The sequence below is a fragment of the Sphingomonas sp. SRS2 genome, from assembly GCF_000971055.1.
In the GTDB taxonomy this organism is placed as follows: Bacteria; Pseudomonadota; Alphaproteobacteria; order Sphingomonadales; family Sphingomonadaceae; genus Rhizorhabdus.
On sequence record NZ_LARW01000051.1, the window covers coordinates 1 to 16707 of the forward strand.

General features: G+C 64.3%; 18 protein-coding genes and 1 tRNA gene. 11 read left to right on the forward strand and 8 right to left on the reverse strand.

Annotation, left to right across the window (positions count from 1 at the left end; genetic code table 11):
• Positions 1-161: transposase (locus WP12_RS23865; protein ID WP_152663870.1), on the reverse strand; the 161-nt coding region annotated here is incomplete at its 3' end.
• A gap of 515 nt (positions 162-676) precedes the next feature.
• On the opposite strand from WP12_RS23865, the gene WP12_RS03120 reads away from it, so the two are divergent.
• The 4 genes from WP12_RS03120 (at position 677) to WP12_RS03135 (ending at position 2883) form a co-directional block, all read left to right on the forward strand.
• Positions 677-886 (forward strand): hypothetical protein, encoded by a 210-nt coding sequence (locus WP12_RS03120; RefSeq protein ID WP_046192307.1) that lies wholly within the window; start codon positions 677-679, stop codon positions 884-886.
• Between the two features lie 95 nt (positions 887-981).
• Positions 982-1058: transfer RNA gene (locus tag WP12_RS03125), tRNA-Ile, on the forward strand.
• Between the two features lie 162 nt (positions 1059-1220).
• Positions 1221-2213 (forward strand): L-histidine N(alpha)-methyltransferase, encoded by a 993-nt coding sequence (locus WP12_RS03130; protein WP_046192308.1) that lies wholly within the window; start codon positions 1221-1223, stop codon positions 2211-2213.
• 49 nt (positions 2214-2262) lie between these two features.
• Positions 2263-2883 carry a ribonuclease HII gene (locus WP12_RS03135; protein ID WP_046192309.1) on the forward strand — a complete coding sequence of 207 codons (621 nt, stop codon included), beginning with the start codon at positions 2263-2265 and terminating at the stop codon, positions 2881-2883.
• Between the two features lie 3 nt (positions 2884-2886).
• Here the strand turns inward: WP12_RS03135 and WP12_RS25685 are convergent, their stop codons facing one another.
• Complete coding sequence (locus tag WP12_RS25685) at positions 2887-3120, reverse strand: hypothetical protein (RefSeq protein ID WP_235398925.1); 234 nt, start codon at positions 3118-3120, stop codon at positions 2887-2889.
• Positions 3121-3456: 336 nt separating this feature from the next.
• On the opposite strand from WP12_RS25685, the gene WP12_RS03145 reads away from it, so the two are divergent.
• Complete coding sequence (locus tag WP12_RS03145; RefSeq protein WP_046192311.1) at positions 3457-4599, forward strand: site-specific DNA-methyltransferase; 1143 nt, start codon at positions 3457-3459, stop codon at positions 4597-4599.
• 37 nt (positions 4600-4636) lie between these two features.
• Positions 4637-5749, forward strand: coding sequence for a dihydropteroate synthase (folP, locus tag WP12_RS03150; RefSeq protein ID WP_046192312.1), 1113 nt, complete (start codon positions 4637-4639; stop codon positions 5747-5749).
• A gap of 28 nt (positions 5750-5777) precedes the next feature.
• On the opposite strand, the gene WP12_RS03155 is transcribed toward folP, so the two are convergent.
• A complete protein-coding gene (locus WP12_RS03155) occupies positions 5778-7217 on the reverse strand; it encodes a sigma-54-dependent transcriptional regulator (protein WP_046192313.1) in 1440 nt (479 codons plus the stop codon).
• A 157-nt stretch (positions 7218-7374) separates the two neighbouring features.
• Between WP12_RS03155 and WP12_RS23870 the strand changes: the two genes are divergently transcribed.
• The 4 genes from WP12_RS23870 to WP12_RS03170 are packed head-to-tail and all read left to right on the forward strand — an operon-like array spanning position 7375 to position 10374.
• The gene (locus WP12_RS23870) at positions 7375-7518 is read left to right on the forward strand and encodes an aa3-type cytochrome c oxidase subunit IV (RefSeq protein WP_084690939.1); all 144 of its coding nucleotides are present in this window, start codon (positions 7375-7377) and stop codon (positions 7516-7518) included.
• Between the two features lie 4 nt (positions 7519-7522).
• Positions 7523-8644: an NAD(P) transhydrogenase subunit alpha gene (locus tag WP12_RS03160; RefSeq protein ID WP_046192314.1), complete on the forward strand. Its 1122-nt coding sequence runs from the start codon at positions 7523-7525 to the stop codon at positions 8642-8644.
• A gap of 22 nt (positions 8645-8666) precedes the next feature.
• Entirely contained in the window at positions 8667-8954 is a 288-nt protein-coding gene (locus WP12_RS03165; RefSeq protein WP_046192315.1) for an NAD(P) transhydrogenase subunit alpha, read from the forward strand.
• Positions 8955-8958: 4 nt separating this feature from the next.
• Positions 8959-10374 (forward strand): NAD(P)(+) transhydrogenase (Re/Si-specific) subunit beta, encoded by a 1416-nt coding sequence (locus WP12_RS03170; RefSeq protein ID WP_046192316.1) that lies wholly within the window; start codon positions 8959-8961, stop codon positions 10372-10374.
• 52 nt (positions 10375-10426) lie between these two features.
• Here WP12_RS03170 and WP12_RS03175 read toward each other — a convergent pair whose 3' ends face one another.
• From WP12_RS03175 to pdxR, 4 genes are all read right to left on the reverse strand, one after another.
• Positions 10427-11560, reverse strand: a complete 1134-nt coding sequence (locus tag WP12_RS03175; protein WP_235398927.1) for a carbohydrate porin — start codon at positions 11558-11560, stop codon at positions 10427-10429.
• Positions 11561-11562: 2 nt separating this feature from the next.
• Positions 11563-12876, reverse strand: a complete 1314-nt coding sequence (locus WP12_RS03180; protein WP_084690940.1) for a putative porin — start codon at positions 12874-12876, stop codon at positions 11563-11565.
• Positions 12873-13943 (reverse strand): PepSY-associated TM helix domain-containing protein, encoded by a 1071-nt coding sequence (locus WP12_RS03185; protein WP_235398928.1) that lies wholly within the window; start codon positions 13941-13943, stop codon positions 12873-12875. The genes WP12_RS03180 and WP12_RS03185 overlap by 4 nt, the downstream gene beginning before the upstream one ends.
• A gap of 140 nt (positions 13944-14083) precedes the next feature.
• Complete coding sequence (gene pdxR / locus WP12_RS03190) at positions 14084-15553, reverse strand: MocR-like pyridoxine biosynthesis transcription factor PdxR (RefSeq protein WP_046192319.1); 1470 nt, start codon at positions 15551-15553, stop codon at positions 14084-14086.
• Between the two features lie 184 nt (positions 15554-15737).
• Here pdxR and WP12_RS03195 point away from each other — a divergent pair, with 184 nt between their 5' ends.
• Positions 15738-16364 carry an FMN-binding negative transcriptional regulator gene (locus WP12_RS03195; RefSeq protein ID WP_046192320.1) on the forward strand — a complete coding sequence of 209 codons (627 nt, stop codon included), beginning with the start codon at positions 15738-15740 and terminating at the stop codon, positions 16362-16364.
• Between the two features lie 25 nt (positions 16365-16389).
• On the opposite strand, the gene WP12_RS03200 is transcribed toward WP12_RS03195, so the two are convergent.
• Positions 16390-16683 carry a hypothetical protein gene (locus tag WP12_RS03200; protein ID WP_046192321.1) on the reverse strand — a complete coding sequence of 98 codons (294 nt, stop codon included), beginning with the start codon at positions 16681-16683 and terminating at the stop codon, positions 16390-16392.
• Between the last annotated feature and the right edge of the window lie 24 nt (positions 16684-16707).

A 16707-nucleotide genomic window follows, 5' to 3' on the forward strand; every position in this document is an offset into this window, starting at 1 on the left:
GTCGGCAGATCACGCCATGGACTGCCCGTCCGGACAATCCATAGCACTGCCTCCAAAAATAGACGGTTGTTCCTCCCGCTTCGTCCCGGGTCGGTCGGCTTACCCAGACAATGCGGTTCCATCTTTGGCCACTGGGCGTCGGTCAGTACGAAGCGTTCCATCCAAAGTGTGAATCACATCTCCCCAAAAATGTGAATCCTAAATCCCCACAACCCCTAGTCGCGATAACGGAAACGAGGTGCACTTCTGCACATGCTTTTTGGGTCGTCAGGGCGCTTTTATGCGGGTACGCCACTGGCTGCTATAAGTGCTGCGCGCCCCTGAAGGCGTGGAACGGAGGCACTATGCCAGATCAAGGAGAGCAGGGTTATCATCTTGCGCGGAAACGCGAATGCGAGGTGATGGCGCGGCAGGCAACAAACCCGGCGGCTCGACTAGCTCATAAGGCGCTGGCCAAAGAGCACGAGAAACGCGCCAGAACCGATTAATTCTCTTTGCGGCAAGCTCCAGCCTTGCCGCCTTATCTGGCTAACTCGATTTTTGCATCGCAGCATAGCTTTGCTGCAGCTGCGGCCAGTTGTTGGATTCGGTCGCTAGCCAGCTGGCAACTGTGTTCAAAGTGACAGATCATTCAGCCTCCTCGCCATAATCTCATCCGATCAAAAGGGATTTGGTGATGAAAGCCCGCGATCGTAGCTATTATATCCGACGCGCCGAAGCCGAACTCGCGCTGGCCCAGTCCGCAGCGCATCCCGCCGCCAAGCGCGCCCATTATCATCTGGCCGGCTATTATCTCGACAAAGTGTACAGCCGGATCGAATCCGCCGCTACGACGCTGAACGGAAGCGGCGGTCCCGTGTCGGGCGAGGCCATCTGCGCGGCGTAGAGGCGGCCGCAGCAATTTTGATTATGAAATGTCCCGGAGCGAACCCGCGTCTTGCCGCGCGCGAGGGCGTCGGCTATCGCGACCCCCGCTGGTAGGGGCCTGTAGCTCAACTGGTTAGAGCTGGCCGCTCATAACGGCTAGGTTGCGGGTTCAAGTCCTGCCGGGCCCACCAGCATTTCGGGCAATGATTTTCGTTTCGATGTCGTCACAATGGTGAGCATCCGGGAAACTATCCACCATAACGAACTGTTTACGGCCGGCATGTTCTGTTACGGTGCTGGCACGGGGTCGGCAGGTCGGGCGCGCGCGCTTCCGCCAGTTTCGGAGACATTGCTTGACCGACAGACCAGCGGACGAGATCGCGCGCCAGGGCGCGGATATTGCCGCGTTTCACGACCACGGACTGCAGCCAGCGGAATTCCGCGAACTGTTTCTGGCCGGGATGGTCCTGCCTGAAAAGAGTATCGCCGGGCGGATGCTGGTCGATCGCAGGTCCCCGGCATTCCGGCGCCTTTGCGCCCTGCCCGAATATTACATCGAGCGCAGCGAACTGGAGATATTGCGCGACCAGGCCGTGCCGATCGCCGCCGGGCTAGGGCCATCGATCCAGCTGATCGATATCGGGCAGAGCTTTGGCCCGCAGGTCCAGCAACTGCTCGCGGTCATCGACCGGCCCTGGGGCTATGTCGCGCTCGATCGCGAGAAGGATGCGCTGCTCGATGACGCCCGCCGTGTTCAGGCGCGCTATCCGAAATTATGGGTCGAAGCGGTCTGCGCCGACATGCGGCAGGCGTTCGATCTTCCTTCCAATGCGGGCGGGGGACGGCGGGTCGCCTATCTGCCCGGTAATGCGATCGGCAATTTCGACCCGACCGATGCGCTGGCGATGCTGTCGCTGTGGGCGCGGGGATTGCGGCAGGGCGGGCTGATGCTGATCGGGGTCGATCTGCGCAAGAGCGTGCTGGTGATCGAATCGGCTTATGATGATCCGCATGGCTTGAACGCGGCGCTGATGCTCGATCTGCTCGAGCGGGCGAACCGCGAACTCGATGCCGGGTTCGATGTTCGCCTGTTCGAGCACCGAGTCCATTATGACTCCGATCGCGGCCGCCTGCGTTCCGATCTCGTCAGCATCGCGCGGCAAGATGTGAAGATCGGCGGGCAGATCTTCCATTTCGCTGCGGGGGAAGCGATCCATGTCAGCGACAGCTGGAAATATTCGGTTGAAGATTTCCAGGCACTGGCCCGCGGCGCGGGTTTCCGGCCGATCGATGTCTGGCTCGATTCACATGAACTGTTCGGAATCCATCTGCTGGCGGCGGGTTGACCGCATAAGTGGCTTTTCAGGCGGGCTTGCCCGGCGCTAAAGAAGGCAGATGCCGGGGCCGAGTTTCAGGATAGAGAAGACGCACCCGATGCCGCTCGCCGGCGTCGATGAAGCCGGGCGGGGTCCGCTCGCCGGTCCGGTGGTCGCCGCGGCGGTGATTTTCGATGGCCGTCGCGCGCCCAAGGGCATCGACGACAGCAAGAAATTGACGGCTAACGCACGTGCCGATCTGTGCCTCAAGATACGGGATGTCGCGCATGTCGGGGTCGGCATTGCCACGGTCGAGGAGATTGACGAGATCAATATCCTCTGGGCGTCAATGCTGGCGATGGAGCGCGCGGTCTCGGCGCTGGGGGTCGAGCCGGCGATGGTGCTCGTCGACGGCAACCGCTGCCCACGCTGGAGCCGGCCATCGCAATGGGTGATCGGTGGCGATGCGTTGTGCCTGTCGATCGCGGCGGCTTCGATCATCGCCAAGGAAGAGCGCGACCGGATGATGGCGGACTACGACGCCCACCATCCCGGCTATGGCTGGTCGCAGAACAAGGGCTATGGCACGCCCGCGCATCTTGCCGCACTGGCGCAACTGGGCCCATCGCCGCTGCACCGCCGCAGCTTCGCCCCTATCGCCCAATATTCGCTGTTCTCCGCTGCCAGGCAGGTCGCCTGAGCCTTATACCCCGCCGGTATAGTCGAGGCAGCCGCGCCGGAAGCCCCAGCTGTCATTAGGGCACTCGGTGGACGAACGGATCGCCGCCAGTGTCGCCCAGCGATAGCCGAGGTCGCGTTCGGAGCAGTCGTCGCAACCCGCCACATCGCCGCTGTCCGCATAGCCCAGGTCAGCGTTATTGCTGATCGGCGATGCGACGCCCGTCGGTCCGTAGGCATTTTGACGCAGCCCGTGCACTGCCGTCGCGCCGCCCAGCGCTCCGCCGATGATGGCGGCCAGTGCACAAAATGCAGCAGGGGAAAGGCGTCTGAACCGCGTCGGCATGGGGGGAAAACGAAGAGTTCGGAGCGCCGTTCCAACCATTCGGCGCAAAAGCCCGGATGGTGAGTCCTTCGCGCCACACCACAAGCTGTTGAGTCCCACACCCCTTCCGGGACTCAACATGCGGTAGCGGACTCCTTTCGTTCGCGTTGCTTCCGCAACGTCTCAGACTCTCGGGCCAAACTATTGTTCTTGACCGGAGAGTCCCGATGAATCACCTTTTCGCACAGTCCGAAGGGGGTTTATTTGTCGATGGGTGTTCTTGAGAAGATTCCGGCCGCGCGCCGGGTGCGGCAGACTACGGCCGTCAGCGAAGCGCGCCTGCCGCTCAACGAGATCATCCGCGGCGACTGCATCGCCGCAATGCGGGCGTTGCCCGATCGCTGTGTCGATATGATCTTCGCAGACCCCCCCTATAATCTCCAGCTGGGAGGCGATCTGCACCGCCCCGACGGCAGCCAGGTCGATGCGGTCGACGACGATTGGGACAAATTCGACAGCCTCGCCGTCTACGATCGCTTCACCCGCGAATGGCTGGCCGAGGCGCGGCGCATCCTGAAGGATGACGGCACGATCTGGGTGATCGGCAGCTATCACAACATCTTCCGGGTGGGCACCGCGTTGCAGGACGAGGGCTTCTGGATCCTCAACGATATCGTCTGGCGCAAGGCGAACCCAATGCCCAATTTCAAGGGCACCCGCTTCACCAACGCGCATGAAACGCTGATCTGGTGCTCGAAGGCCGAGAAGGCCAAATACACCTTCAATTATCGTAAGATGAAGGCGCTCAACGACGATATCCAGATGCGGTCGGATTGGACGCTGCCAATCTGTTCGGGCGGCGAGCGGCTCAAGGACGATGATGGTCACAAGGCGCATCCGACGCAGAAGCCGGAATCGCTGCTCTATCGTGTGATGCTCGCCTGTACCGAGCCGGGCGATCTGGTCCTCGATCCCTTCTTCGGGACCGGCACCACGGGCGCGGTCGCGCGCCGCCTCGGCCGCCGCTGGATCGGCATCGAGCGCGAGGACAAATATATCAAGGTCGCGACCCAGCGGATCGCCGCGACCCTTCCACTCGACGAGAGCGCGATGATGTCGATCCCCGAGAAGAAGGCGATCCCGCGCATAGCCTTCGGCCTGCTCGTCGAAAGCAACCTGATCGCACCAGGATCGACCCTGACCGACAGCAAGCGTCGCTGGACCGCCAAGGTCCGCGCCGACGGCGTACTCGCCAGCAGCTGCGGCGCGACTGGATCGATCCACGGCCTTGGTGCGCAGTTGCAGGGCGCCCCATCATGCAATGGCTGGAGCTTCTGGCATATCACGACCGACACCGGTCTCGAGCCGATCGATGCGGTGCGCCAGCGCCATCTTGCGAGCATGGGGGAATAGCGCCTAGGTCGAGCCTCTCCGGCTGCGGACCTGATCCATGACCTTCTCGCGCTACGCCCGCCTTTATTTCCTGCCGACCGCGTTCATCGCGTCGCCCTTCGATCGCGATGGCGAGGTCGCGCGGCTGGCTGGTGGACTGGTCTGGTTCTCGGCCTATGAGGTGATCGCGGTCGATGGCGGCATGCGGACTGGAACCCGGCTGGTGCCAATATGTGAGATCGACGCTTTCATCGCCGGACTCGCCGATGACCAGGCGGAGGCGGCGCGGAGGACGATCGCACGGATCACCGCGCCGCGTCCGCCGATACAGCTTGGCGACCGGACACTGCGCCTCGATCAGCCGCAGATCATGCTGATCCTTAATATGACCCCGGACAGCTTCTCTGACGGCGGCGATCATCTCGATGATCCTGAAGCGGCCGCCGCCAGCGCCTTCGATATGGTCGAGGCCGGCGCGGCGATCGTCGACGTTGGCGGAGAGTCGACCAGGCCGCGCGCCGAACCCGTCTGGGAAGGCGACGAGATCGCGCGCGTCGAGCCGGTAATCCGCGCGCTCGCGCGGGGCGGAGCGATCGTGTCGATCGACAGCCGCAAGGCCGCGGTGATGGCGGCGGCGCTGGCGGCGGGGGCGGCGATCGTCAACGACGTATCGGCGCTGACCCACGATCCGCAAGCGGCGGCGCTGCTGGCCGGCCAGGACTGTCCGGTCGTGCTGATGCACCATCAGGGCGATCCCGCGACGATGCAGGATCGGCCGCATTATGACGACGCGCTGATAGAGGTTTACGACTGGCTGGCCGAACGTATCGCTGCCGCCGAAGCCGCCGGCATTGCGCGGAGCCGGATCATCGTCGATCCGGGAATCGGCTTTGGCAAAAATCTGCGTCACAACCTCCAGATATTGAACGGCCTTGCGCTGTTCCACGGCCTGGGCTGCCCGATTCTGCTGGGCGCTAGCCGCAAGCGTATCATCGGCGCGCTGTCCAACGAGGCGCCGGTGGACGAGCGGCTCGGCGGCTCGGTCGCGCTGGCGCTCCACGGCGCGCAAAGGGGCGCCCAGATATTGCGGGTCCATGACGTGCCGGAAACCTTGCAGGCGATCCGCATCTGGCGCGGCCTGCGCGATGAGGCGCTGACGCCGCCACTTTAAGAAGTACCTGTCCGGGCGGGGCTAGTTCCTAGCTCGCCTGCTCGATGCCCAGTTCGCCGAGTTTGCGATAGAGCGTCGAGCGGCCGATCTGCAGCCGGCGCGCCACTTCGGTCATCCGGCCGCGATAATGGCCGATGGCAAGGCGGATCAGGTCGGCTTCGATCGCTTCCATTGGCCGGACATGACCATCGGGGCCGAACAGGGCGACGTTCTGGATCGCATTATTGACGATCGCAGCCCCGCTGGACGGACCGTCGTCATTGGCCGGCGCATGGTTATGGACATGGGCGAGCTGCGGAAGGTCGCCCGCGCTCAGCCGTCCGTTGCGGCAGAAGATCGCGGCGCGGAACAGCACATTGTGGAGCTGACGGACATTGCCCGGCCAGTCGTAATTGCGAAGGAGGGCGAGCGCGCCGTCGTCGATCGCGAGATGCGCCAGGCCCAGTTGGCGGGCAATCCTGCTGAGCAGATGCTCGCTCAGCGGCTCGATGTCGCTCAGCCGCTCCCGCAGCGGCGGCAGCGTGACCGGCACCACGGCGAGGCGATAGAAGAGATCCTCACGGAAGCGGCCGCGCGCCACGTCATCCGACAGACGGCGGTTGGTTGCGGCGATTACCCGTACCGACACCTTACGCGCCGACGACGCGCCGATCGGGCGGATTTCGCCCGATTGCAGGACGCGCAGCAGCTTCGCCTGCGCGTCGGCGGGCAGATCGCCGATTTCGTCGAGGAAGAGGGTGCCGCCATCGGCATTGGCGAACAGGCCGTGCCTCCGTTCGAATGCGCCGGTGAACGCGCCGCGCTCATGGCCGAACAGTTCGGACTCGACGAGATTGGCGGGAATCGCGCCGCAATTAACCGTGACCAGCGGTGCTTCGGCGCGTGGCGATGCGCGGTGAATCGCCTGGGCCAGCACTTCCTTGCCGACCCCGCTTTCGCCCTCGATCAATATCGTCGCCGGAGCGGCGGCGGCGCGCATCGCGGTGTCGACCGCCTTGCGGAAGGCCGGGGCCGACCCGACAATCTCGGTAAAGTCGAGCGCCTCGGCCCATTTTTCGGCAAGCGGACGCAATTCGCCGGCCTTGTCCTGCGTGGCGATCGCATTATCGAGCGCGGCCAGCAGGCGGTGCCCGGCGATCGGCTTGATGACCACGTCGCGCGCGCCGGCACGAACCGCGCGCACCGCGAGATCGACCGAATCCTGTGCGGTGACGACAACGATGGGAAGCTCCGCGAAGCGGCTGCGCAGCAGCGTAATCGACCGGATCGCATCCTCGTCTGGGGACCATAGATCGATCAGCGCCGCGTCGAGCCGGATATCGCTGGAACGGATGAGATCGGCGGCGGCGGGAACATCTGGCGCGCGCAGCACGCGCCAGCCGGCGCGCTGCGCAAGCGCGCTCATCAACCCGGCCTGGGCGGGTTCGCTATCGATCAACAAGAGTCCCAGGGGACTGTCGCGACGCATCCGCTACATCCTTTCGAGACGCTTTTAACATCGAAAAGCTAAGGAAAATTAAACCAGCATGGGGGCCAAGAATAACTAATCTATTTGCGCCTTGAGGCACGAAAGACCTGAGTCTAGAAGGTCCGCGAAAAGGCCACTCAGCCCCGGGGAAGAATGCATGTCCGACGATCATGGCGCGCCGATGGATTACAAGGCTCATAACAACACCTATTCGGGTTTCCTGTCGCTGCTGAAATGGGGCACGATCCTGAGCGCGCTGACGGGGCTGCTTGTCGTTTTCCTGATCGCCCCAAAGGGCTGATCCGTTGAAAATCGCTGTCCTGAAGGAGGCCGTGGCTGGCGAAAGCCGCGTGTCTGCGACGCCTGAGACCGTCAAGAAATTCATCACGCTTGGCGCCGAGATGGCGGTCGAGAAGGGCGCCGGCGAAGGCGCTTCGATCTCCGACGCCGATTACGAAGCGGTGGGCGCCAGGCTGGGCACGCGGGCGGCGACGCTCAAGGATGCGGACATCATCTTCGGCGTGCAGGGCCCCGATCCCGAATCGATCGGTGGGGCGAAGGCCGGGGCATGGCTGATCGCCGGTCTCAACCCCTTCGGTGAGCGTGCGCGGACCGACGCCTATGCCGCCAAGGGCATCGAGGCGCTGGCGATGGAGTTCATGCCGCGCATCACCCGCGCGCAGTCGATGGACATATTGTCGTCGCAGTCGAACCTTGCCGGCTACAAGGCCGTGCTGCTCGCAGCCGGGGAATATGGCCGCGCCTTTCCGATGATGATGACTGCGGCCGGCACCGTCTCCGCTGCGCGCGCCTTCATCATGGGCGTCGGCGTCGCAGGGCTTCAGGCGATCGCGACCGCGCGCCGCCTCGGTGCACAGGTTTCGGCGACCGACGTGCGCTCGGCGACCAAGGAGCAGATCCAGTCGCTGGGCGCGAAGCCGATCTTCGTCGAGGCCGTCGCCGGTATCGAGGGTGAGGGCGCGGGCGGCTATGCCACCGAGATGTCGGAGGAGTATCAGAAGGCCCAGGCCGAACTGGTATCGAGCCACATCGCCAAGCAGGACATCGTCATCACCACCGCGCTGATCCCGGGGCGTCCCGCGCCGCGGCTGATCACCGACGCGCAGATCGCGACGATGCGGGCAGGTTCGGTGATCGTCGATCTCGCCGCCGAAAGCGGCGGCAATGTCGAGGGCGCGGTGTCGGGCCAGACCGTCGTCAGGCACGGTGTGAAGATCATCGGTGCAAAGAACATGGCGGGCACCCTCGCCGCCGACGCCTCGGCGCTGTTCTCGCGCAATCTCTATAACTTCCTCAGCGCCTTCTGGGACAAGGAGGCCGGCAAGCCGATCCTCGATGAGGAGATCGGCAATGCGGTCCGCCTGACGCAGGGCGGCAAGGTCGTCCACGAGCGGCTGCTCGGCTGATCACGGGAAAAAGGGGGCTAATATGGATTTCATCTCGATCCTGTCGATCTTCGTCATGGCCTGCTTCGTCGGCTATTATGTCGTCTGGTCGGTGACGCCGGCGCTGCACACGCCGCTGATGGCGGTGACCAACGCAATCTCGTCGGTGATCATCGTCGGCGCGCTGATCGCCAGCGCCGCGGAGGGCAGTGCCACCGCCAAATATCTCGGGCTGATCGCGGTCGTTTTCGCGAGCGTCAACATCTTCGGCGGCTTTGCAGTCACCGAACGCATGCTCGCCATGTACAAGAAAAAAGAAAAGAAGGGCTGAGGGCATGCATGAACTCGCCGCCACGCCCGCCTGGGCCTCGCTCGCCTATCTCGTCTCGGGCATCCTCTTCATCCTGGCGCTGAGGGGGCTGTCGAGCCCGACCAGCTCGCGCCGGGGCAATCGCTTCGGCATGCTCGGCATGCTCATCGCGGTCGTCACCACGCTCGTCCTTCACGGCACCGGCCTGGTCGAGATCGCCATCGCGATCGCGATCGGCGGCGCGATCGGCTTCATCACCGCGCGCAAGATCGCGATGACCGATATGCCGCAGCTCGTCGCCGCCTTCCACTCGCTGGTCGGCCTTGCCGCGGTGCTCGTTGCCGTCGCTGCGTTCCTGAACCCGGGCGCCTTCGGCATTCTCGACAGCGCCACGGGCGAAATCCTGACCGTCAGCCGGATCGAGATGGGTCTTGGCGTCGCGATCGGCGCGATCACCTTCTCGGGATCGGTGATCGCCTTTCTGAAGCTCAACGGCAATATGTCGGGCGCGCCGATCATGCTGCCGGCGCGGCACGTCATCAATCTCGGCACGCTGGCCGCGATCCTCGGCCTGATCGCCTATTTCGTCACCGACGACGCGCATTGGGTGTTCTTCACGATCACCGCGCTCAGCTTCGTGATCGGCTTCCTGCTGATCATCCCGATCGGCGGCGCGGACATGCCGGTCGTCGTCTCGATGCTCAACAGCTATTCGGGCTGGGCGGCGGCGGCGATGGGCTTCACGCTGCACAACACCGCGATGATCGTCACCGGCGCGCTGGTCGGCTCGTCTGGCGCGATCCTGAGCTACATCATGTGCAAGGCGATGAACCGCAGCTTCATCAGCGTGATCGCGGGCGGCTTTGGCGGCGGCGATGCAGTGGCTGGCGGCGGTGAGAAGGTCGACCGGCCGTGGAAGCGCGGCTCGGCCGAGGATGCCGCCTTCCTGCTCAGCCAAGCCGAACAGGTCATCATCGTCCCCGGCTACGGCATGGCGGTTTCCCAGGCGCAGCATACGCTTCGCGAGATGGGCGACCTGCTCAAGGCCGAAGGCGTGCGCGTCAAATATGCGATCCATCCCGTCGCGGGCCGCATGCCCGGTCATATGAACGTGCTGCTCGCCGAGGCGAACGTGCCTTATGACGATGTGTTCGAGCTCGAGGACATCAACAGCGAGTTCTCCCAGACCGACATCGCCTTCGTCATCGGCGCCAACGACGTCACCAACCCGGCGGCGAAGACCGACAAGACCTCGCCGATCTACGGCATGCCGATCCTCGACGTCGAAAAGGCCAAAACCGTGCTGTTCCTGAAGCGCTCGATGGGTGGGGTCGGCTATGCCGGCGTCGACAACGACGTCTTCTACATGGACAACACCATGATGCTCCTCGGCGACGCCAAGAAAATGGTCGAAGAAATCGTCAAGGCGATGGCGCACTGACGGCCGGAGCAGGTTCGCCGCTCAAAGGGCGAACCTGCTCCGGGCTTTCCGCTCAATCGACCAGCCGGAAGCTCGCCTCGAACCGCATTCCCAGCACCAGCGCGTCGCCGATCGTTGGGTCGGCGCCGGGATTGCGTACATATTGGATATTGGGCTGCAGGTTCAGCCAGCCGGCGATCGGGGTGCGGTAGCTTAGTTCGATTGCCGTCTCCGCCTTGCCGCCGCCAAAAGCGGTGCGATAGTCCTCCGCGGTGAACGCGCTGGCAAAGGCGATGCCGAGCTCGTCTTCTTCGGCCCAACCACCCGTCAGCTTAAGGCCGGCGCTGGCGAACCGGTCGAACATATTGATCCGGCCGCTCGCGGTGCCGATCCGGAAAAAGCCCGCAAGGTCACCGATCGAGCCCGAAGCGATCGGAGCCTCGCCGCGCAGGTAGACACCGCCATTGCCGCGCCGCCGCCCGCCGCCATGATCGTCGAAACGCGCGGTGTAGCGCCAATGGCCCAGCAGGATCCGGCCGCCGAACAACGGTGCTTCGGCCTCGCCGATCAGCAGCGCGCCGTGATCGCCGCCGATGCCGGGTGCGCCATCGAGCACGGCGCTGCGCAGCGCCCATCCTTTTGCGGGCCGTATTTCCAGCCGGGCGGCGAGCGAGGTCGCCGGAAATATCGAGGGCCCATTGAGGCCGGTCTGGCTGATGTCGGTCCCGATGCCGTGCGCGCTGCCGACGAACAGGCCGGAGGCGTCAAGACTGTCGAACTCCGAATTGAGATCGTAGCGCCCGGCGCGGATCGAGACATGCTTGCCGATCTTCTGGTCGATCCAGGCTTCGTAGAGACGCAGCTTGCGTTTGCCGGTCTCGATATTGCTGGCCCCTTGCGCATCCCCGATCAGGTCCGAGATCGACTTGCCGTTATTGTACAGGCCATAAACATGCAGTTCCGCGCCGCGCCAGCCAGCGACCGCTTCGAGATCCGCCTCCAGAACGATATCGAGATTGTCGAGATAGCGTTCGCCGCGTCGCAGCCCGCCGTCCAGCACCGACATGACTTCGCCGGTATAGGTCGCCTCCAACAGGATCGGACCCTGCATTTCGTCGATCTCGCCGCCCGCATGGGTATGCGCGTGGGGGTGATGACCAGGCGTAGCCCCGCCGATGGCGGTGGCGATCAGGAGAGCCGTCAACATCGTCAGAAGCTCAGCATCATGTTGAGGCGGATGCGATTCAGCCAATCGTCCGGTTGATTCGCACCAGCGTAAAAGCTGCGGAGCGGACGATAATGATAGAGCGTCGCGTTGAGCAGAATATTCTCGGCCGGCACATAATCGACGGCGAGGCCATGCAGCTCATAGTTGGTGGCGATACCGATATTGTCGTGCGAGAAGGCCGCGAACACCGCGTCCACGCCGACCTGCGAATAGTTATAGAATAGCCGCCAGTCACCCTCATGGGCGGCCTTGCCCGCGCTGAACTCGATATTGAAGCCACTGTCCGACGCAGTCCGCGCCCCCCGATTGTGAACGGCATCGGCAGTCAGCATGAGTGGCCAGCGGGAGCCAAGTCCCGTCCATGTCAGCGCCGCCAGCCCGTTGACCAGCCGGAAATCCGACAGATAGCGTCCACCGACGATCAGGTTGCTCCGGAAGTCTCCGGTGTCGCCGCCAGCGAGCGAGCGTAGCCGGTAGTCATAATAGGCGCCGGCGAACAGCAGCTTGAAATCATTGCCGATCGGCGTCTGCACCACGCCCTGCACGCCGATCATGGCGCTGTCCGGCCCACTCGGCGCTTCGTCGACGATGAAATAGATCGCCCGCGCATCGAGTGTCGCATGCCCGATCGGTAGCGAGTAGCTGACGCCGACGCCTTCGGGCGAAACGTCGCCGTCCCAGACCATGTCGGTGCGTTGGAAGATGTTGAGGAATTTGCCGGCATAGGCGGTTAGTCCGCCGGCCTTGTAGCGGATCCAGGCCTGGTCAAGCGAGATGTCGAGGTCGTCGTTGAAACCGGTCAGCGTGACGTCGGTCGAATTCGGATCGTCGGGATCGCCGGTCGTCAGCTGACCACCGACCGAAAAATGCTTGTCGATCTGGTAGGTGGCTCGCAGCCGCGCGCGAAGCACGCTGCGGGTGCGGGTGCGTGTATCGGCGTCGGAGACATTGAATTCCTCACGCACGCGCACATCGCCGGCCACGTCCAGCCCGGGTAGGCGGAAGGCGTCGCCGCTCGGCCTGGCGAAGGATGCGGTCGCAGCGGGCGAGGGCGCGACCGGGGGCTGCGCTACGGGTGCCGTGGCGATCTGTGACGTGGCGGTGAGGCGTTCGAGTGCGGCACTCTGCTTTTCGACCAGCGCCTCAAGCCGGGCGATGCGATCCCTCTGCACCGCAAGCTCACGTTCCAGCATATCGACATGGCTCGCCGGACCTTGCGCCTGCGCCGGAACCGCCATGAACAGCGCGAGGGCGGGCAGCGCCGTCGCGCGTTGCAAGGATAGCCGAAATGTCATGCCCTAGCTCCTGTCTTGCGCCGCCTCGTCCAGAGCCAGAGGCCCAGGATGATCATGACGGTAATTCCGACGCCGGTTACGAGGACCAACATGCGCGCGACCGGGCCGCCGACCCGCCCGGTATGGATCGGCACGATCGCGTTGACGAAGCGGGTGCCGAACGACGCCTCCACGATCGGGAAGCTGCCGCGCAACGATCCGTCATTGGCATCGACCAGCACGAAGCTGGCGCCATAGGCGCGCAGCATCTCCTGTGGCGTGGTGACGCGGACGACATAGGTGGCGTCGCCACTCTCGGGAAAGGCGACCGAGGTAAGCGTGCTGCCGGGCAGGGCGTTCAGCGCCGCTCCCGCAGCCCTTGCGAAACCGACCGGCTTGCCAGTCGCGGCGATGGTAGGAAGGGTCGGCCTGGTGGCGCCCGCCGCCTTGTCCAGCGCATCGGGAAATTTCAGCATCGTTCCGGTGAGAGCGATGAGCATCGCCGGCACGATCAGCCACAGGCCAGCTGCGCGATGCCACGAGTAGAGCCTGGCGATCCCATTGCCCCGAACGATCGGTTTGAGCGCGACCCGCCACTTGCCTCTTCGCGGCCATGCCGAAATCAGGCCGGCGATCAGGTTGGTAGCCAGCAACAGGCCGCTGATCCCCACGATCCAGTCGCCCGCTGCACCCGCCAGCAGATTGTGATGGAGCCCGACCAGCGTATCCAGCACCCCGCCGGATGGGGCGTCGGGACCGCGCAGGACGCTGCCGTCGCCTGCTATGCGCGCGGAACGGCTCTCCCCCTGGCTGTCGGTGAAATAGATGTCGTAACGATCGGGAAATCCCGCCGTCGTCCAGACAGATCCGATCGCGGCAGTGCTGCCCGGTGGCGCCAGCGAGTCCATCCGCTGCTGGATCGCGATCAGATCGGTGGGCGGCGCGATCTGGCTGATCATCGCATCACGCATTTCCCAATGGAAGACGATCAGCGTGCCGGTAATCGCCTGGATAAGCCAGAACGCCGCCGCCGCGAGCCCCAGCCAGCGATGGACTGTCACAATGCGGGGGCGCAGCCCTTTCGTCACGACGGAAGCCCGTCGGCGCGAAGCGCCGCCGCGACGTTGCATCTGGTCAGAGTCATGCGGGCCTCCCGGGACAAGGCGGCAGGCTGCGCGCTAATGATGGACCGGGAAACATCCAATTCGCGAAAGATCTACGGGCCAGATTAGCTGTCGAGCGCCGCCTGCGCGAGGGTGGCGATGGCGGTGTCCGCTTCTTGTTCGGTCAGGCTCGCGAAGCCGATCCGCAGGCCGCGTGGCGCATCGTCCGACGCCATGAAGGAGCGTGATGTGGCGAAGCGAAGCCCCATCGCGGCGGCCCGCCGTTCGATGCCGTCCAGGTCGGCGTCGAAGCGCAACCAGAAAGCGAGACCACCGTCCGGAAGCCTGTAATCGGCAATTCCGGCGAGCGCGCCGTCGACTGCCGCCGCAAAGGCGGTGCGGCGTCGGGCATATATCTTCCACACCTTGCGCGCGTGCCGGCGCAGTTCGCCACTCTCGATCAGGTCGGCGGCGACATCCTCGGTCAGGCTATTGCCCATCCCGTCGGTTAGCGAGACGCCATGCGCCAGGGCATCGATCACCGGTTCGGGAGCTGCAACATAGCCGATGCGCAGCGCTGGCAGCAGCAGTTTCGACAGCGACCCGACATAAAGGACCTGACGCGGCGCATAGGCGGCCATCGGCAGCAGCGGTTGGGACTCGAAATGGAATTCGTGGTCATAATCATCTTCGATGATCGCGAAGCCGAACTGCCGCGCGAGTTCGAGAAGCTTGAGCCGGCGCTCGGGGCGCAGCGACACCGTGGTCGGGAACTGATGATGCGGGGTCAAGAACAGCGCCCGGACGGCCTGACGGCGGCATGCCTGTTCGACGGCCGCGACGTCGATGCCGTCATCGTCGAGCGGAACGGGCACCACCGTCGCGCCCAGGGCGCGGAAAGCGGCGACGGCCGGTTCGTAGGTCAGGTCCTCGACGATGACGGCGTCCCCCGGTCGCAGCAATACCTGGGCCGCGAGGAAGATACCGTTCTGGCTCCCGCGCGTGATGCAGATATTCTCGGCGGTGACGGTCAGGCCGCGTTGGCTGCGCAGCATCGACGCGATGCTTTCGCGCAGCAGGGGAGAGCCACGCGGGTCACGATATTGGAAGCCGTTTTCGCGGGAGGCGCGGTGGGTCGCGGCGCGATAGGCCCGGCTCAGCAACTCGGCCGGGAACAGCCGTCCGTCGGGCGCGCCCTCGTCGAGCTTCAGTCCGCGCCCGGCCGGCAGTGCGAGCGGACGTTCGGGCGCGGCCGTGTAGCGATAGCTGATCGCGATGCTGCCGACACTGACTGCATTGCCGGAATCGGCTCGTTTCGACGTCGGGCCAGGCAGGAACGCCGAGACCATCGTCCCCCGCGTACCCGCCGAAGTCAGCCAGCCTTGAGCGATCAGGTCTTCATAGGCGAGCACCACGGTCTTGCGGTTCACGCCCAGCACCGCGGCGAGTTCCCGGCTGGAGGGGAGATAGGTGCCTGATATCAGGCGCTGGCGTTCTATGTCGCGGATCAGCGCCTGGATGATCTGCATATAGATCGGCACGTCCCGGGCGGGATCGATGCGTTCGCTCAGGCTGACTTGCCATGGCCGCAACATTGGCCCGCTCCATATTCATATAAGGGCTCATCCAATGGTCCAGTCTACGTGGGTATCAACCCCGTCGCAAGGCGGTGCTCTGTTGAGATCGGGGAGGGGGCTGGACCCGCATGATTTCTGGAATTGGGGTTTGTCGGCCCGCTTCGGGCAGGAGAAAAGGGGACAAACAGCCAGGATATCCAATGTGACCAGTCCGCAGTCGACGAGCCCTTTCGAACGTTTCAGCCCTGAGGATGTACGCGCGCTGATCGGCGATTACCCGCTTGCGTGGGTGATAGCGCAAGGCGGCTCCGGCGAAGAGTCCACGCCGCTGCCGTTGATCGGCGTCTATGACGCGGACGGGCAGCTGGTCGAGCTTATCGGCCATATGGCGCGGGCCAATCCGCTCCACGCCGCGCTGGCGGCGGACCCACGTGCGCTGATCCTGTTTCAGGGGCCGCAGAGCTATGTGTCGCCCGATCAGGTTGGACGCCGCGATTGGGCGCCGACCTGGAACTACACCCAGCTCCGCATCCGCGCCGATATCACGTTCGAGCCCGAACGGACTGCCGACGCGCTCGATGTGCTGATCGACGCGGTCGAAGGCGATCGGTCGGCGCCGTGGCGCGCAGAGGAACTGGGGGCCCGCTATGATGGGCTGCTGGCGGCGATTATCGGATTTCGGGCCAGGCTGGTGTCGCTGCGTGGCAAATTCAAGCTAGGCCAGGACGAAGCCCCCGCCGACTATCGCGCTATCCGCGCGACGACCCGGGATCCGGCAATGTTGCACTGGATGGACCGGTTCAACGGATCGCGCGGGTCGGCGAGTTAAAAAGGGGGGCAGTGCCCCCCTTCCTTTAGTTGCCGTCAACGACCGCCTTCTTCTGGGACGTGGTCATGGCGTCGGCATTGACGTCGGCATCGTCGATCGCCTCTTCCTTGGCGTCGCCCGTCTCGCGGATCGCATCGGCCTTGGCTTCGGTGGCGTCTTCGGCGGCGCCCGTCATGTTATCGGCAGCGACGTCGAGCGCGTCGGCACGGTTTTCCATGGCTTCTTGCGCCTGGTCACCGAGCTTGTCATCGCCTTTTCCGCCACAGGCGGCGAGCGAGAGGGCAGCGGCAGTCATCGTGGCAAGCATAAGAATTCGCATGGGAATCTCCGTTCGTGAAATCCC

What these genes read in the sequence shown, in the direction of transcription:
- WP12_RS03120 (WP_046192307.1), top strand. Translation starts at nt 677, where the DNA reads ATGAAAGCCCGCGATCGTAGCTATTATATCCGACGCGCCGAAGCCGAA.
- WP12_RS03135 (WP_046192309.1), top strand. Translation starts at nt 2,263, where the DNA reads ATGCCGGGGCCGAGTTTCAGGATAGAGAAGACGCACCCGATGCCGCTC.
- WP12_RS03145 (WP_046192311.1), top strand. Translation starts at nt 3,457, where the DNA reads ATGGGTGTTCTTGAGAAGATTCCGGCCGCGCGCCGGGTGCGGCAGACT.
- folP (WP_046192312.1), top strand. Translation starts at nt 4,637, where the DNA reads ATGACCTTCTCGCGCTACGCCCGCCTTTATTTCCTGCCGACCGCGTTC.
- WP12_RS03155 (WP_046192313.1), bottom strand. Translation starts at nt 7,217, where the DNA reads ATGCGTCGCGACAGTCCCCTGGGACTCTTGTTGATCGATAGCGAACCC.
- WP12_RS23870 (WP_084690939.1), top strand. Translation starts at nt 7,375, where the DNA reads ATGTCCGACGATCATGGCGCGCCGATGGATTACAAGGCTCATAACAAC.
- WP12_RS03165 (WP_046192315.1), top strand. Translation starts at nt 8,667, where the DNA reads ATGGATTTCATCTCGATCCTGTCGATCTTCGTCATGGCCTGCTTCGTC.
- WP12_RS03170 (WP_046192316.1), top strand. Translation starts at nt 8,959, where the DNA reads ATGCATGAACTCGCCGCCACGCCCGCCTGGGCCTCGCTCGCCTATCTC.
- WP12_RS03175 (WP_235398927.1), bottom strand. Translation starts at nt 11,560, where the DNA reads ATGTTGACGGCTCTCCTGATCGCCACCGCCATCGGCGGGGCTACGCCT.
- WP12_RS03180 (WP_084690940.1), bottom strand. Translation starts at nt 12,876, where the DNA reads ATGACATTTCGGCTATCCTTGCAACGCGCGACGGCGCTGCCCGCCCTC.
- pdxR (WP_046192319.1), bottom strand. Translation starts at nt 15,553, where the DNA reads ATGTTGCGGCCATGGCAAGTCAGCCTGAGCGAACGCATCGATCCCGCC.
- WP12_RS03200 (WP_046192321.1), bottom strand. Translation starts at nt 16,683, where the DNA reads ATGCGAATTCTTATGCTTGCCACGATGACTGCCGCTGCCCTCTCGCTC.